Annotated in this window: 13 protein-coding genes and 1 pseudogene; 9 read left to right on the top strand and 5 right to left on the bottom strand. The window is 65.3% G+C overall.

Annotated features, from left to right (window positions below; genetic code table 11):
• The first annotated feature begins 56 nt into the window (after positions 1-56).
• The gene (locus tag AC1DWT_RS25705; protein ID WP_477922736.1) at positions 57-374 is read left to right on the top strand and encodes an EthD family reductase; all 318 of its coding nucleotides are present in this window, start codon (positions 57-59) and stop codon (positions 372-374) included.
• A gap of 15 nt (positions 375-389) precedes the next feature.
• Here the strand turns inward: AC1DWT_RS25705 and AC1DWT_RS25700 are convergent, their stop codons facing one another.
• Positions 390-1253, bottom strand: coding sequence for an acyl-CoA thioesterase (locus AC1DWT_RS25700; RefSeq protein ID WP_477922734.1), 864 nt, complete (start codon positions 1251-1253; stop codon positions 390-392).
• Between the two features lie 187 nt (positions 1254-1440).
• Between AC1DWT_RS25700 and AC1DWT_RS25695 the strand changes: the two genes are divergently transcribed.
• The 6 genes and pseudogenes from AC1DWT_RS25695 to AC1DWT_RS25670 form a co-directional block, all read left to right on the top strand.
• Complete coding sequence (locus tag AC1DWT_RS25695; protein WP_095866000.1) at positions 1441-3237, top strand: acetyl/propionyl/methylcrotonyl-CoA carboxylase subunit alpha; 1797 nt, start codon at positions 1441-1443, stop codon at positions 3235-3237.
• 1 nt (position 3238) lies between these two features.
• The gene (locus AC1DWT_RS25690) at positions 3239-3988 is read left to right on the top strand and encodes an SDR family NAD(P)-dependent oxidoreductase (protein WP_095866001.1); all 750 of its coding nucleotides are present in this window, start codon (positions 3239-3241) and stop codon (positions 3986-3988) included.
• 42 nt (positions 3989-4030) lie between these two features.
• Positions 4031-5596: an acyl-CoA carboxylase subunit beta gene (locus tag AC1DWT_RS25685; RefSeq protein WP_095866002.1), complete on the top strand. Its 1566-nt coding sequence runs from the start codon at positions 4031-4033 to the stop codon at positions 5594-5596.
• Positions 5593-6351, top strand: coding sequence for an SDR family NAD(P)-dependent oxidoreductase (locus tag AC1DWT_RS25680; RefSeq protein WP_095866003.1), 759 nt, complete (start codon positions 5593-5595; stop codon positions 6349-6351). The genes AC1DWT_RS25685 and AC1DWT_RS25680 overlap by 4 nt, the downstream gene beginning before the upstream one ends.
• A gap of 325 nt (positions 6352-6676) precedes the next feature.
• Complete coding sequence (locus AC1DWT_RS25675; protein ID WP_095866004.1) at positions 6677-7009, top strand: WhiB family transcriptional regulator; 333 nt, start codon at positions 6677-6679, stop codon at positions 7007-7009.
• 10 nt (positions 7010-7019) lie between these two features.
• Positions 7020-7308, top strand: a pseudogene (locus AC1DWT_RS25670) (DUF4193 family protein); the annotation flags it as partial.
• Between the two features lie 474 nt (positions 7309-7782).
• On the opposite strand, the gene AC1DWT_RS25665 reads toward AC1DWT_RS25670, so the two are convergent.
• From AC1DWT_RS25665 to AC1DWT_RS25655, 3 genes are all read right to left on the bottom strand, one after another.
• On the bottom strand, positions 7783-8625 hold the full coding sequence (locus AC1DWT_RS25665; RefSeq protein WP_095866005.1) for a mycofactocin-coupled SDR family oxidoreductase: 843 nt from the start codon (positions 8623-8625) through the stop codon (positions 7783-7785).
• Between the two features lie 593 nt (positions 8626-9218).
• Complete coding sequence (locus AC1DWT_RS25660; protein ID WP_257016248.1) at positions 9219-9830, bottom strand: TetR/AcrR family transcriptional regulator; 612 nt, start codon at positions 9828-9830, stop codon at positions 9219-9221.
• Positions 9831-9938: 108 nt separating this feature from the next.
• Complete coding sequence (locus tag AC1DWT_RS25655; RefSeq protein ID WP_095866007.1) at positions 9939-11465, bottom strand: class I adenylate-forming enzyme family protein; 1527 nt, start codon at positions 11463-11465, stop codon at positions 9939-9941.
• A 465-nt stretch (positions 11466-11930) separates the two neighbouring features.
• Here AC1DWT_RS25655 and AC1DWT_RS25650 point away from each other — a divergent pair, with 465 nt between their 5' ends.
• Together AC1DWT_RS25650 and AC1DWT_RS25645 are read left to right on the top strand one after the other, a co-directional pair.
• Complete coding sequence (locus AC1DWT_RS25650) at positions 11931-12929, top strand: LLM class flavin-dependent oxidoreductase (RefSeq protein ID WP_477922727.1); 999 nt, start codon at positions 11931-11933, stop codon at positions 12927-12929.
• Between the two features lie 209 nt (positions 12930-13138).
• Positions 13139-14176 (top strand): LacI family DNA-binding transcriptional regulator, encoded by a 1038-nt coding sequence (locus AC1DWT_RS25645; protein WP_095866009.1) that lies wholly within the window; start codon positions 13139-13141, stop codon positions 14174-14176.
• A 118-nt stretch (positions 14177-14294) separates the two neighbouring features.
• Here AC1DWT_RS25645 and AC1DWT_RS25640 read toward each other — a convergent pair.
• Positions 14295-14969: SDR family NAD(P)-dependent oxidoreductase (locus AC1DWT_RS25640; protein ID WP_477922724.1), on the bottom strand; the 675-nt coding region annotated here is incomplete at its 5' end.

The following is a 14969-nucleotide window of genomic DNA, read 5'->3' as shown; positions in this document are numbered from 1 at the left end:
ATTCCCGATTGGTCGCCGAACTTCTCGGTCGCCGACCCCGCCTGAAGGAGAAATGTATGTCCGTCAAGATCGTTGCGCTGATCACGGCGAAGTCCGAGCTTTCTCGCGACGAGTTCCTCCGGTACTGGAACGTCGAGCACCCCCGGTACGTATGGAAGCTCCCGGAGCTCGAGCGCTACGTACAGAATCCGGCGATCGAGCATCGCACGGAATGGGCGTACGACGGGATGGCGGAGCTGTGGTTCCCGTCCGTTTCCGCAGTGGCCCAGGCGTTCTCCTCGCTGGAGGCGGACGCCGTCCGCGAGCACGAGGAAGAATTCATCGGGGACATCACTTGGTTTCTCGCCTCCGAGGCGGAGATCGTGCCGGTCTGAACGGTGCTGTCGAGGTCAGGGTTCGCGCAGAACGCCCTCCTGGGAGGCCGACGCGATGCGCGCACCCGCCTCGGTGGTGAAATCGCAGGTGCACAGGCATCGGCCACCGGTGGCGATCGGGCTGACCTGCCGGCACAGCATCCAGTCGTTCATCGAGAACCGGCGGTGAAACCACATCGCGTGGTCGATGCTGGCACCGGCGATCACCCGGTTGCCGTACCAGGAGCGCCCGTGCGGCATCAGCGCCGGGTCGAGCAGGGTCAGGTCGCTGACATATGCCAACAGGGCAGTGTGCAGCAGCGGCTCGTCCGGGACCCTGGTGGCCGCGCGCACCCAGAATTGCTGCTCGGGGGCCCGGGTGCCGGCCGCGGCCAGCGCCTCGGGGTGCTCGAGAAAGCGGAAGTCGAAGGGGTGGGGCCTCGACCACCACTCCGGCAGCACCGCACTCTCGCCCTCGAGTTGCTCGTGCAGCGGCAACAGTTCGTCCGGCGGCGTCTCGGTCAGCGGCGGGGACCATTCGTGCTCGGGGCCGTCCTCCTCGGTGGCAAACGAGAGCTGCAGGGTCGCCAGCACCTCCTCGCCCTGGGCGGCGGTGACGGCGCGGGCGCTGTAGGAGCGGCCGTCGCGCAGGACCGTCACCTGGTAGCTGACGGGTGCATCGGGATTTCCCCCGCGCAGAAACAAGGTGTGCAGCGAGTGCGGGTACCGGTCGGCGGGCACGGTCGCACCGGCCGCCATCACGGCCTGGGCGAGAACCTGTCCGCCGAAGAGCCGGGGAAGTTTGCGCGCCGAGGTCGGTCCGTCGAACCGGTTCACCCCCGCGGGGGTCACTCGCAGAGCGTCGACCAGGGACTCGAGTTGTTCGGCAGAGGCAATCACCGTCCGCGCCCTCTCTGTCGTCGACCCCGCCCACGGGTGAGTCGGGGACCATCGTTGACCGTTACCACATCTGACGGTACCGTAAGCGAACGTACGATTGTTTGTCTAAGTGACATGGTCCTACGAAGGCGACCCCACACCGGGGCGTCCATCGCACAGGTATTTCGAAACCCCAAGGAGTCCGGGCATGTTGTCCAAGGTCCTCGTCGCCAACCGCGGCGAAATCGCGGTCCGCATCATTCGCACCTGCGCAGAGGCCGGCATCGCCAGCGTCGCCGTGTACTCGGAGGCGGACGAGAAGGCGCTGCATGTGCGTCTGGCCGATGAGGCGGTCCTGCTCGGCGCGGCCTCTGCGTCGGAGTCGTACCTGGCGATCGACAAGATCATCGAGGCCGCGAAGAGCACCGGTGCGCAGGCCGTGCACCCCGGCTACGGCTTCCTGGCGGAGAACGCCGCGTTCGCCAAGGCCGTGGAGGACGCCGGATTGATTTTCATCGGACCCCCTTCCTCGGCGATCGAGGTGATGGGCTCGAAGATCGCCGCCCGCGATCTCGCCGCGAAGGCCGACGTCCCGCAGGTCCCCGGCTCGCAGGGCACCATCGCCTCTCCGGCGGATGTCATCGCGTTCGGTGACGAGTACGGCTACCCGGTGGCGATCAAGGCCACCTACGGCGGTGGTGGCCGCGGCATGCGCATGGTCGCCTCGGCCGCCGACGCCGAATCCGCGTTCGCCTCGGCCAAGCAGGAATCCGCTGCCGCGTTCGGTCGTGACGATGTCTACCTCGAGCGGTACCTGTCCAGTGCTCGCCACGTCGAGGTCCAGGTCTTCGCCGACACCCACGGCAATGCGGTGTGGATCGGCGACCGTGACTGCTCGGTGCAGCGCCGGCACCAGAAGCTGATCGAGGAAGCACCTGCTCCCGGCCTGTCCGACGAGCTGCGCCGTGCCATGGGCGAGGCGTCGGTCCGCCTGGCCAAGGAGGTCGGCTATGTCGGCGCCGGCACTGTCGAGTTCCTCGTCGAGGCCGACCGGGAGGCCTTCTACTTCCTGGAGATGAACACCCGCATCCAGGTCGAGCACCCGGTCACCGAGATGACCCTGGGCCTGGATCTGGTCGCCGAGCAACTCGCCGTCGCCGCCGGCGAGCCGCTGTCGATCACCGAGTCCGGCGCCTCCCCGCGCGGGCACGCGATCGAGGTCCGCGTCAACGCCGAGGACACCCGCGGCGCCCTGTTCATGCCCAGCCCCGGCCCGATCGCCACCGTGCAGGCACCGACTCGGGCCGGTGTCCGCTGGGACGGCGGTTATGAATCCGGTGACGAGGTCCAGCCCTACTACGACAGCCTGGTCGGCAAGCTCATCGTGTGGGCACCGACCCGGGACCGGGCCCTGGACCGGTTGACCCTCGCTCTGGACGAGCTGATCATCGATGGCGTGCCCACCACCGTCCCGGCCGCGCGACAGATCATTGCGCACAAGGACTTCCGTAACGTCGCCATGCATACCAACTGGCTCGAGCGCGACATCGACTTTGCCTCGCTGCTGCCGCCGGTCGAGGACCTGTCCGACGCCGACGCCGACGCCGAGGACACCGAGGAGATGCTGCCCCGCAACGAGGTGTGGGTCGGCGACCGTCGCTACGTCATTCCGTTCTTCACTCCCGCCGGTCCGGCCGCTGCCGCGCCCGTCGCCGAGCCGCAGGCGCGTCGCGCCGCGACCGGTGGCCCACGGAAGAAGCGGGGCGGCGGCGCCGCGGCGAGCGGTGAGGCCAAGAGCCCGATGCAGGGCACGGTCGCGCAGATCGACGTCGAGGTCGGTGCCCAGGTCGAGGCGGGGCAGGTGTTGATGGTGCTGGAGGCGATGAAAATGCAGAACCCGATCCGCGCCGCCGTGACCGGGGTCGTCGACGCCTTGCACGTCGAGGTCGGGCAGGTCGTCGCGGCCGGGGCATCCCTGGCCACCGTCGTGGCGGCAGGTGAGTGAGATGACACCACCGGTAGGGCAGCCGGTCGCGGTGGTCACCGGCGCTGGGGGCGGACTCGGAGCCGTCACCGCGGCGGTGCTCGGCGAACTCGGCCTGTCGGTGGCCTGTGTCGACATCGACGAAGTCGCTGCCAAGCGCACCGCCACCGAGCTGGGAAACAACGGGGTCACCAGTGCCGCCTACGGCGTGGACATCACCTCCGAGTCGGCGGCAAGCTCGCTGGTCGACGCGGTGCACGCCGACCTCGGCCAGGTTTCCCATCTGGTCAACATCGCCGGCATCCTGCGCCGCACCCATCTCGCCGACACCACCGCCGACTCCTGGCGGCAGGTCATGGACGTCAACGTCACCGCCCCGTTCCTGCTCACCCAGGCCTTCGCCGTCGATCTGAAGGCCGCCGAGTACGGGCGTGTGATCAACTGCGCCTCCTTCGCCGGCACCCGCGGCTACGAGTACCCCGCCTACGCCGCCTCCAAGGCCGCACTGATCAACCTGACCAGCTCCCTGATGTTCGACTTCTGGGGCACCGCGGTCACCGTGAACGCGGTCGCTCCCGGTGCGATGGTCACCCCGATGCTCGATCGACCCGCGGCAGAGCGGATGGCGGCCAAGACCCCGACCGGGCGCATCCTCGATCCCGACGACGTCGCCGCGGTCATCGGTTTCCTCGCCGGCCGCGCCTCACGCGGGGTCAACGGCACCACCACCGTAATCGACGGCGGCGCCTCTCTGCTGTTCAGCTACAAGTAGTTGACCGAATCCTTCTCATACCGAATCAATTTGGAGTTTCCGATGACTGACATCCTGGATGACACCCAGACCGCACCCGCGCGGAGCCCACACGACGAGCTGGAGGCACGCCTGACCGCCGCTCGGCTCGGCGGCTCGGAAAAGCAGCGGCAGAAGCAGATCGATGCCGGCAAGATGCTCGTACGCGACCGGCTCGAGTTGCTCTTCGACAATGGCTGGTCCTTCGAGGACGGCCTGCTCGCCCGCTACGACGAGGGCCTGCCCGGTGACGCCGTCGTCACCGCGGTCGGCAAGGTCGACGGCCGCGACATCGTCGTCATCGCCAACGACTACACCGTCAAGGCGGGTACCTGGGGCAAGCGGACCTTCGAGAAGATCGTCCGCGCCCAGGAACTCGCCGACTCCACCGGCACCCCGATCGTGTACCTGTTCGACTCCGCCGGCGCCCGCATCGACGAACAGTTCGAGAGCTTCGTCGGCCGCCGTGCCTGGGGCAACATCTTCTACAACCAGGTCCAGATCTCCGGCCGCGTCCCCCAGGTCTGCGCCCTGTTCGGCCCCTCCCCCGCCGGCTCCGCCTACGTGCCCGCACTGTGCGATCTGACGATCATGGTCCGCGGTCACGCCACCGCCTACCTCGGCTCCCCGCGGCTGGCGCAGATGGTGACCGGTGAAGACGTCACCCTCGAGGAAATGGGTGGCGCAGAGATGCACTCGACCGTCTCCGGCCTGTCCGACGTCCTCGTCGAAGACGACGCGGAAGCCATTGCCGCCGTGCGGGTGTGGCTGTCATTCCTGCCGTCGAACTGGCAGCAGGAGCCCCCGGTCACCGCACCGGCGGACCCGTCCGGTGCCCGGACCATCAAGGAGATCGTCCCCGAGGTCGAATCCGAGATCTTCGACATCCACGAGCTGATCGACTCCCTCGTCGACGACGCCAGCTTCTTCCCGTACAAGGACCTCTTCGCCCCGGAACTGGTCACCGGGTTCGCCCGCCTGAACGGCCAAAGCGTCGGCATCGTCGCCAACCAGCCCACCGTCAAGGGTGGAGTGATCTTCCCCGACTCCTCCGACAAGGCGGCCCGGTTCATCTGGATCTGCAACGCCTACAACATCCCGATCCTGTTCCTGGTCGACATCGCCGGCTACATGATCGGCTCCGAGGTCGAACGTCAGGGCATCATCCGGCACGGCGCGAAGATGATCTTCGCCGTCTCCGAGGCCCGCGTCCCCCGCATCACGGTGCTGCTGCGCAAGGCGTACGGCGGCGGGTACCTCGCGATGTCCGGTGCCCCGATGCAGCCGGACGCCCTGATCGCGCTGCCGACGGCCAAGCCCGCCCTGATGGGCCCGGACGCCGCCGTGAACGGCATCCACTACAACCGCATCCAGGCCATCGAGGATCCGGAGGAGCGCGCCGCGTTCATCGCCGAGAAGCAGGCCGAGTACGCCGCCGGCATCGACGTGTTCAAGATCGCCAACGAGAACGCCGTCGAAGCGGTCGTGCCCGCGAACGAGCTGCGCCACGAGCTCACCCAGCGCCTGGCGCTGTACCGCAAGCGGGATCGCACCGCCCCGGCCCGCCGAAACGGCGTCACCCCGGTATGAGCGCACCGGTGCTCGCACCGCGGCGGGATGGCCTCACCGGTGTCGTCACCGGTGCGGGCACCGGGATCGGTCGGGCCTGCCTCGAGCTGCTGGTCGAGCACGGTGCCCGCGTCGACGCGTGGGATCGCAGCGACGAGGCGTTGGCAGATCTTGCCGACCGCAAGGATGTCGCGGCCCGCACAGTCGACATCACCGACGCTGCTGCGGTCGCCTCGGCGGCCGCAGCAGCGCAGAAGCATTGGGAACGAATCGATTTCGTTGTCAACTGTGCGGGCGCCTTCCTGGTGGGACCGCTGGCCGAGGTGAACGTGGAATCGGTGCGCTCACTGTTCGACGTCAACGTGCTCGGTACCACCCTAGTCACGCAGGCGCTCCTCCCCGCGCTCAAGAGCAGCAGGGGAGCAATCGTGAACGTGGCGAGTTCGGTCGCGCTCAAGCCCACCGCCAGCAATGCGCACTACGCGGCTTCCAAGGCGGCGGTGGCGCACCTGACGCGGTGCTGGGCCCTCGAGTTGGGCCCCGAGGGGGTTCGGGTCAATTCCGTCGCTCCCGGTCCGACGCCGACCGCGATCTACCGGACCGCCGGGATGAGTGCCGAGCAGGAGTCGATGCTGCTGCGTGAGCGTGCGGCCACGATCCCTCTGCGCCGTGTCGGCGATCCCGTCGACACCGCCCGGTGGATCGCACGGTTCGCACTCGAGGACGACTGGACGACCGGAGTCGTTCTTCCGGTGGATGGTGGAATGGCGCTCTGACGCCGCGCATCCACGCCATTCGCTTTCAGCACCCGGATCCCGGGCCTCACGACGAGGGCATGGGATCCGGGTGCCTCCCGTTCCCACCGATGTTGACCCCAGGCATCAGCGCAACCGACACCGCCCATTCCGACTGCGCACGCGCTGCGCACCGACTGCAGTCCCAGAAACCGGAAGCCTCGACACCCCGGTCGGCGACAGGGAAGTGTTGCCGACCCACGTCTCCGTGCACGAACGTCGCCGACCGACCCCGCACCCTTGCGTGGCCCCGCCCGGGGCCGGCGGATCAAGTCAATGTTCGACTCCGAAAGCGACCAATCCCGCAGTGCCTGATCATTCGCACCACCACATCGACCGGGACTGGCAGCACCGCGCCTCCTGCCGCGGCACCGACACCGAGAGGTTCTTCTCCCCCGACGGTGAACGCGGCAGCGTCCGCGCCCAGCGTGAGCACGCCGCCAAACAGATCTGCCAGGACTGCCCCGTGCTCGCCGACTGCCGCACCCACGCCCTCACCACCGAGGCTTATGGCATCTGGGGTGGCATGTCCGAAAACGAGCGTGCCCGCCACACCCGACGTACCCGCCTCGCGGCCCGACCCCGGGAGAGTGGCGCGCCACCGAACCCCCGAACCGGGCCCGACCCGACCGCATCATGAGGTAGAGGTCATGGCCACCCACTACGACGCACCGAGAGTCCTCGAAGCCGGCGAGACGACCGACACGTCGCGCGAACAGCTGACGGCAGGCAGGGAAGAAGCCCAGGTACCCGACATGGACGTCGAGGACACCGACACCGCAGAGTCCTTCGAGCCGCGCGGCGCGGACCTGTCGGGTGAAGCATTCACCGGACCGTGATCCGAACAGTCTGACCAGTTCACCTGCACCAGTTGCATTTGGTCCAGCACACCGCAGCCGTCTCGCCAATGGTGATCAGCTGATCTACCGGGAGTGCGCACTTTGCAAGCATCAGACCACCGGCCGCCGGGCATCGATCTTCAGCGGGCCACCAGGGGTACAGCGAGGCGAGGACGATACGACCTTCCTCCGGTTCGCAGATCAGTCAGCAAGTGCGTCGAGAATCAGGTCGTAGTTCTCATCGGTAAGGAAGCCAAGTGCCTTTGTCGGCGGCCGTAGCGTTACCGATGGCGCCACCATGCGATGGGGCGAACTGACCTTCAGCGCCCAGGACAGGACTGGGCCGGTACTTCGCGGCCTTCGAGGACCGGGGTGAAAGTACTGGCCGCACCCCCGGAGTATCGGCCGAGGTGCGGGTGGTACGGATGAGCCACCCGCACTGAGCAGAGCCAAAGAGACACGCAGGGGAACGCACCGCTGCCCCATCACCCGGGACGGAAAAGTGCCGGGTGAAGGGGCAGCGGATTGCCCCATGGCAAGGCTCACACCGCCTCGCCACGGAATCCGACGACTTCTAGCCGCCGACCTTCTGACTTGCGCCGGCGTCGATGGGCAGGTTGATACCGGTGATGTACCGCGATTCGTCCGAGGCCAGGAAGAGCACGGCGTTGGTGATGTCGATGGGTTCGACCCACGGGATGTTCGGGAGCGAGTGCATGGTGGCGAACGCGTCGCGGGAGTCCTCGAGTGTCGGGTGCGCGAGGTCGGGGCGGAAGAGTCCGTAGAAGGTCTCGTTCTGCAGGAGCTTGGTGTTGACGTTCGTCGGGTGCACGGCGTTGACCCGGATTCCCTTCGGGCCGAGTTCGTTTGCGAGCGTGTGCATGAGACCAACGATGCCGTGCTTGGCGGTGACGTAGTGGCCGACGTTCGGGTAACCGTTCAGGCTCGACGTCGATCCGGTGAAGATGACTGAGCCGCCTTCGCCCCGCTCGACCATGTTCGGCACCGCTGCCTTGACGGTGTGGAAGACACCGGTCAAGTTGGTGTCGATCATGTCGTTCCACTGCTCTTCGGTGAGGTCCAGGACCTTGTTTGCCGAGATGATGCCTGCGTTGGCACAGACGATGTCGATACGGCCGAACTCGGCGAGGCCGTCGGCGACCGCAGCCTCCATCTGCTGCAGGTTGCGCACGTCGGCCTGCGCGATGACCACGCGGCGGCCCAGTTCCTCGACCAGCCGCGCCGTTTCCTTCAGGTCATCGAGCGACGCCATCGGGTACGGCACACTATCGATCTGGTCGGCGATGTCGATGGCGATGATGTCAGCGCCCTCTTTCGCCAGCCCCAGCGCGTGCGAACGTCCCTGGCCGCGTGCGGCCCCGGTGATCAGGGCGACCTTGCCCTCCAAGCGGCTCATTGCGTTTCCCATTCTCTCGATGTAATTCCCTGCCGGTGTCGGCGGAGCAACGGACACAAACGTACGTGCGTTTGTTTAATTAGAGTGTGATCTGAGCGACAACAAATGTCAACCAGATGGGGCTGGTGAGCGCGGCATCCCTCAGAGCAGCGGGCATCACGGCGAAGCGACCTTCAATGGAGATTCGAATCTCACCGGGAAACGTTCCGTGCCAATGAATTATCCGGCAACCGACCAGGCCGAATCACGATCGGGCATTGGTTCTGCCCCGGGCAGTGCCACGACGCCCAGGGCGACGATCGTAGGACACTGGCGGCGCGCGATGCGATCGCGATCGAAAATTCCGTCCTTCTCACTGGCGTCCGTCTTCGCGGCCGCCCATCGGAGCCAGCCGTCGGCGCGGGAACGAAAGCAAGATGTACGGGCACCAACAGAGTCGCGGTGGCCCTGCAATCACGCACCGTGCTGTCGTCGGCTAACAGAGCGGCGTCGACGTCCTGGCGAGGCCATCTGCCACGGGTTCGAACACCCGGTCGCCAGAGGCCCCATCCCGGCTGGTGCCCCGGTGCGGGATGGCGCGAGAAGCTGCTAGGTTAGCTGCCGTTCTCGACGCCGAGCTGTCGCAGCGCCATCTTGATGTAGGTGTTGACGACCTTGTCGAGCGTCTTGGGGCCGCCGGGTTTGTACCAGGACGACACGTGTGCACCCTGAGCCAGGATCGAATACGTCTGCAGTTTGGCATCGAGGATGTCAGCGCCGGTCTCCTTGGCCACGTCCTTGATGAGCTTCTGCAGCAGTCGCTCGTACTCGGCACGCTTGGCGAGGACCAACTCCAAGTCTCCGTCGCTCAGGGCCCGGAGCTCGGTATTGCCGATGAACGTCTCCCGCGCATGCTCCGCGTGGTAACGGATGTGGCAGTCGACCGCCGCCTTGAACCGGTCCAGCGCACTCCCGTCGACGCTTACGAGCGCCTTGTTCACGGCTTCGAGGAGTTCGTCCATGACCGACACCATGATGTCGGTCAGCAACTCTTCCTTGCCGCTGATGTGGTTGTAGAGGCTGCCGACCTGGATGCCGACCTCGCTCGCGACTGTGCGCAGCGACGTGGCCTCGTAGCCATGTTCGTAGAACAGGCTGGCCGCGGCCTCCCGAATGGCGACGTTGGTGCGCGCGCCGCCGCGTGTCACCCGAGTTGCTCGAGTCACTGTGCCCCTCCGAGGTAAATTGGACGGTCCCCGAAGGGGCCGGCAAGCGGTCTCAGGAACAATCGTACGTTAGTCGATTGATATTCTCGTTGATTGGTGACGCGGTTGTTACCACCCCATCGTTGCCCGGATGTTGGTCTTGACAATCTTGCCGCTGGGATTCATCGGCAGGGCGTTCGGGCCCACGAGCGCGATCATCTTCGGAACCTTGTATCCGGCCAAGTGCTTGCGCAGGAACGTTGCGATCTCCGTCTCGGTGACGGTCTGACCCGGCCGAACGGCGATCACTGCTCGCACCTCCTCGTCCCACTCTTCACTCGGGACACCGAGGACGGCGGCTTCCATGACAGCCGGGTGCGTGTGGAGCAACTGCTCGATCTCCGAGCTGTACACGTTCTCGCCACCGGTCTTGATCATGTCCTTGGCCCGGTCGCGGAAGTACAGGTAGCCATTTTCGTCGCGGACCGCCAGGTCACCGGTACGCAGCCAGCCGTTGTCGAGCACCTCCTTGGTGGCCTCCGGTCGACCGAAGTATCCGGTCATCAGATTGGGGCCGCGGACGCAGATCTCTCCGATCTCCCCCACCGCCGTCGGGGCACCGTCGTAGAGATCACGCAACTCGACCTCGGTGAGGAGGTATTCGGTGCCGATCGAGCCGTCGATCTCCGGCCGGAGCATGTCCTGTGGGAGAAGCCGGGTGACCATCGGCCCGGCTTCAGTGAGGCCGTAACGGAAGAACAGGTCGACATCCGGGATCAGGGCCGACACTGCCAGCTTGTCCGGCATGCGCAGCAAACCGGCACCGGTGTGGAGGGCCTTGAAATTGTTGCGGAACCCGTCGGTGTCGAACGTGCCCGACTTGAGCATGCGCCGGATCATGTTGGGCACGAGGAACATGTTGGTGATCGACTCGCGCGCGACGAGGTCCGCGATCTCCTCTTCCACGAATTTGTGGACGAGGACCGAGCTGTTCCCCGTCACGTAGTGGGGCAGGAACCAGCACAGCAGGGCGGCGGAGTGGAAGAGCGGGGTGACGACGAGGCCGCGATCGTTCGGGCGGGCACCGATACGGCAGTCGGCGATTTCGTTGACTGCGTTGGTCAGGATCGCCGAGTGCGAGAGCACGACCCCCTTGGAGAAGCCGGTGGTGCCACCGGTGAACAGGATGCAGGCAGCATCCGATGCTTCTACCGGCACATCCTTGATCGGTTCCGACCGCAGGAGGTGATCGAACTCGTCTCCCTCGTGCACCACGGTGACCGGCGCTTTGAGGCCGTCACCGGCTAGGACCTCCGCGATTGCGGCGTCGAAGCCATCGCCGACGAGTACGACGCGGGCGCCGGTTTCGTTGATGCCGTGCGCCAGCTCCTCGGTTGCCCATCGCCAGTTGTACGGGACAAAGGCGGCACCGGCGGCGACGACTCCCAGGAAGGTTTCGATGCTGAAGGCGGTGTTGCCCGCCAGGACGCCGACGGTGTCACCGGGTTTGACACCCTGCGACCGCAGACCGGCGGCGATTCGCCACGCCCTGTCCGCGAGTTCTCCATGGGTGAGCCGGCGCGTACCGTCGAAGATCGCTTCACGTTGGGGCACCAGCCGCTCGTTGCGACGAATAGCGTCGACGAGAGTAAACATCGTTCTCCTTAGCCGTACAAATGTTGCTGTGGCCTTCAACACTACGTTAGACGTACGTACGTTCGCTAGTCCCGCGGTTCTGGAATTCTCACCAACTTGCGGTGAATGCCGAAGGACCGCCTCAGGGGCAAGACAGCCAATGGATCGTGTATTGAGCCTTCTGCCACACGACCGCCTCGTGGATTGACGAGGAGTTGGCTCGGAATCTCGCACGCGAGCATTCCGATATCGAAGGCTATATCGTCACCCCACCCAAATAGAGCGGCGTTTCTCGCATTCCTCAGCACTGCGATCCCGGGCCCGCTGCAACCCGGATCGAAGGGCGGATTGACATCGCGAGGCCACAAGCTTCCTCAGGTGTCCGGGGTGCGGATTTGACTTTCACATTGATGTGAAGGTTTAGCGTCGTCGAAGACCGCGAAGACGCGAACCCGTGGACAGAATTTCGACGAGGAGGACCCCGCTGTGAGACTGAGCATCCTGGACTATTCACCGGTTGACGAGGGCGGGACCGCAGCCGAGGCTCTCGCTGACACGCGCAAGTTGGCACGCGCGGATGCGCTCGGTTACGAACGATTCTGGGTCTCCGAGCACCATCACACCGACGCGCTTGCCGGTGTCGCACCCGAGATGCTGATGATGCACCTCGCCGACAGCACTCGCCGGATCAAGGTGGGCTCTGGTGGAGTGATGTTGCCTCATTACAGCAGTATCAAGGTTGCCGAGAACTACAAGATGATCGAAGCTCTGCATCCCGGACGCGTCGATCTCGGATTCGGACGGGCGCCGGGTGCAGACGCACTGATCAGTCACGCGTTGAACGAGGAAAAGGCCAGGGACCTGCCCTACGACGTCAAAGTCTCCGACCTCAAGTCGTTCGTCACCGGGCATTATCCCGTCGGGCATCGCTTCGCCCGAGCCGCCGCCCGACCCAAGATTTCGACCAGCCCGCAGATGTGGGTGCTGGGTGCGAGCGGGTCGACAGCCGGCCTCGCAGCGAAAGAAGGGCTGGGATTTACCTTTGCCCACTTCATCAACCCCGGTGGGCGAGGTGTTCCGGCGGCGCAGGCGTACCGAGAGCAGTTCGTGCCATCCGAGCTGCAACCGGAACCGGAGGTGATCGTTACCATCTTCGTTGCGGTGGCGGAAAGCCGGAGCAAGGCAGATGATCTCGCAACAGCGTTCCATCTCTGGCTGGCGCAGATCGAAAGCCCCGCAGCGTTGACCGCATTGCCCTCGGTATCGACAGCCCGCCATCACAGGTACACAGCCGGTGAGGCGGCGACGATCGAGCGCAATCGGAACCGCCTTGTCTTCGGGACACCATCAGAGGTTCGGAGCCAGATCGAACAGTTGGCAGAGGCCTATAGCACCGATCAGATCATGATCAACCCGAATGTTCCCGGACTCGACGCCCGCATGACCACGATTGAGCTGGTCGCCAAGGAGTTTGGCCTCAACTAGCGACCCAGCATCGAAGGCTCGGCCGGAACAAGAACCCCTTGGCGTTCCGAATCGTCGAGCTCGACATTGCCGTGCCGGCCTCGCCGAGACACGCCGCGGTTGCGCGTCGATGATTCGCGAAGTTTGACGCTGTGGCCGGCAGGTAATGTTGGTGTGAAACTCGACCTTGTCACCGACACGAACTCTGAGCCAGGGGATGGTAGCGCACGATGGCAGCACGGCCCGGCATTCGTGATGTCGCAGCGTTGAGTGGGGTGTCGGTCGCGACAGTCTCACAGATACTCAATGGTCGGCGTCTCGAACGCTACAGCGACGACACACGACGCCTCGTGAATGAGTCGGCTGCCAAGATCGGGTACAAGCCGAACTCATTCGCTCGCGGACTACGCACGCAACGCTCTGGAGTGATCGGGATGGTGAGCAACCAGATCGTCACCACGCCGTATGCCGGCAAGCTCGTATTGGGGGCACAGTCCGCCGCGCAGCGCGACGGTCTGGTCTTGATGGTCGTGAACAGTGAAGGCAACACGGACACCGAACTCCGGGCGATTCGGTCCCTACTGCAGCACCAGGTCGACGGTGTGCTCTATGCAGCTCTGGTCAAGCAGATCGTTCACGTTCCGGACGTCCTCGACAACACGATCACGACGGTCGTCCACGGCCACCCGTCTTCGACCAATCATCCGGCGGTTCTCTCCGACGAACGGGACGGTGCGCGTCGGGCAGTTCGACATCTGCTCGATTACGGCCATCGTCGTATCGGATTCGTCACCACGACGCAGGTGCTGGTCGCCGCCGACGAGAGGCTCACGGGCTACCACGAAGCGCTCGCTCAGAGCGACGTCCAGTTCGACCCGGCGCTTGTGAAGGCCGGGGAAACCAGCCCTCAGGGTGCGCGTCAGGCGGCCCTGGAACTGCTCGATCGTGCAGACCGCCCGACGGCGATTTTCTGTTTCAGTGATCACATGGCGATGGGTGTGTATCAAGCAGCTAGTCTTCTTGGCCTTCGTATTCCCGAGGATCTATCGGTGGTCGGTTTCGGCGATTTGGAGCTCATTTCCGCCGGGTTGATGCCGCAGTTGACCACAGTTGCGATTCCCTACTTCGACATGGGCGCGGCAGCGGTACGGTCCGTTCTCGATCGAATGGAGCAGTCCGGTGGCTCTGCCGCCGCGCCATCGCAGGTTCTGTTGCCTTGCGACCTCGTTTCGCGAGCGTCGGTATCGGCCCCGGCTACGCAAGCGTAGCTGCCTGGTTACCCGCCTGGTCCGCGTCTCCGGGATCTAATGGAGGTCCGGTCCGCACAGAACGTCGGCGGGCCGGACCAGGAGTTGACCGAACGCGGTTACCAGGGTCTACTGCCGATCAGCCCAAGAAGGCACCACCATTGACTGCGAGCACCTGGCCTGTGACGAACGAACTCGCGTCCGACACCAGGAATTCGATCGTACTGGCGATCTCGTCGGGGTTCCCGAGACGTCCCATCGGGTTCATGCCTTTCAGGGACTCGCGACGTTCTGATCCGAATTCCGCCAGCATGTTGGTGTCGATCGCCCCTGGGGAGACGGAGTTGATCCGGATACCTCGGGCAGCCAGTGGTGCCGCCAGCGACCGAGTGAGGCCGACGACCCCCGCCTTGGAGGCCGCGTACGCGGGGGAGGCGAACCGTGACGATGTTTGGGCCGCCATTGAGGAGATCGAGACGATCGACCCTCCATCTCCAATTGTTTTGGCGGACTCGGCGATCACGTGGAATGTTCCGGTGAGGTTGATCGACAAGATCCGCTCCCACTCAGTCGCCTCGGTGGTGTCGAGTGTCGAGGTTCCGACCACTCCTGCCGAGTGAACGCATCCCCGAATGCCGCCTGGCAGCCTTGCGGCCTGCGCGAACAGTGCCGCAACACTGTCCGGGTCCGTGACGTCGACAACGCGGGACTCTACGGCAGATTCGGTGGCCAGCTCGGACACTGTCTCGTGCAGACCCTGCTCGTTGCGGTCGGAGAGGAGGAGCCCGTATCCGCGTTTAGCCAGTACCTTCGC

This window comes from Rhodococcus sp. P4_B6 (genome assembly GCF_056402215.1).
The sequence above is the reverse complement of the archived record's forward strand: the minus strand, read 5'-3'. Positions and strand labels throughout refer to the sequence as shown.

Excerpts from the sequence above, each read along its gene's own strand:
- AC1DWT_RS25705 (WP_477922736.1), top strand. The coding sequence starts at position 57 with ATGTCCGTCAAGATCGTTGCGCTGATCACGGCGAAGTCCGAGCTTTCT.
- AC1DWT_RS25695 (WP_095866000.1), top strand. The coding sequence starts at position 1,441 with ATGTTGTCCAAGGTCCTCGTCGCCAACCGCGGCGAAATCGCGGTCCGC.
- AC1DWT_RS25690 (WP_095866001.1), top strand. The coding sequence starts at position 3,239 with ATGACACCACCGGTAGGGCAGCCGGTCGCGGTGGTCACCGGCGCTGGG.
- AC1DWT_RS25685 (WP_095866002.1), top strand. The coding sequence starts at position 4,031 with ATGACTGACATCCTGGATGACACCCAGACCGCACCCGCGCGGAGCCCA.
- AC1DWT_RS25680 (WP_095866003.1), top strand. The coding sequence starts at position 5,593 with ATGAGCGCACCGGTGCTCGCACCGCGGCGGGATGGCCTCACCGGTGTC.
- AC1DWT_RS25665 (WP_095866005.1), bottom strand. The coding sequence starts at position 8,625 with ATGAGCCGCTTGGAGGGCAAGGTCGCCCTGATCACCGGGGCCGCACGC.
- AC1DWT_RS25655 (WP_095866007.1), bottom strand. The coding sequence starts at position 11,465 with ATGTTTACTCTCGTCGACGCTATTCGTCGCAACGAGCGGCTGGTGCCC.
- AC1DWT_RS25645 (WP_095866009.1), top strand. The coding sequence starts at position 13,139 with ATGGCAGCACGGCCCGGCATTCGTGATGTCGCAGCGTTGAGTGGGGTG.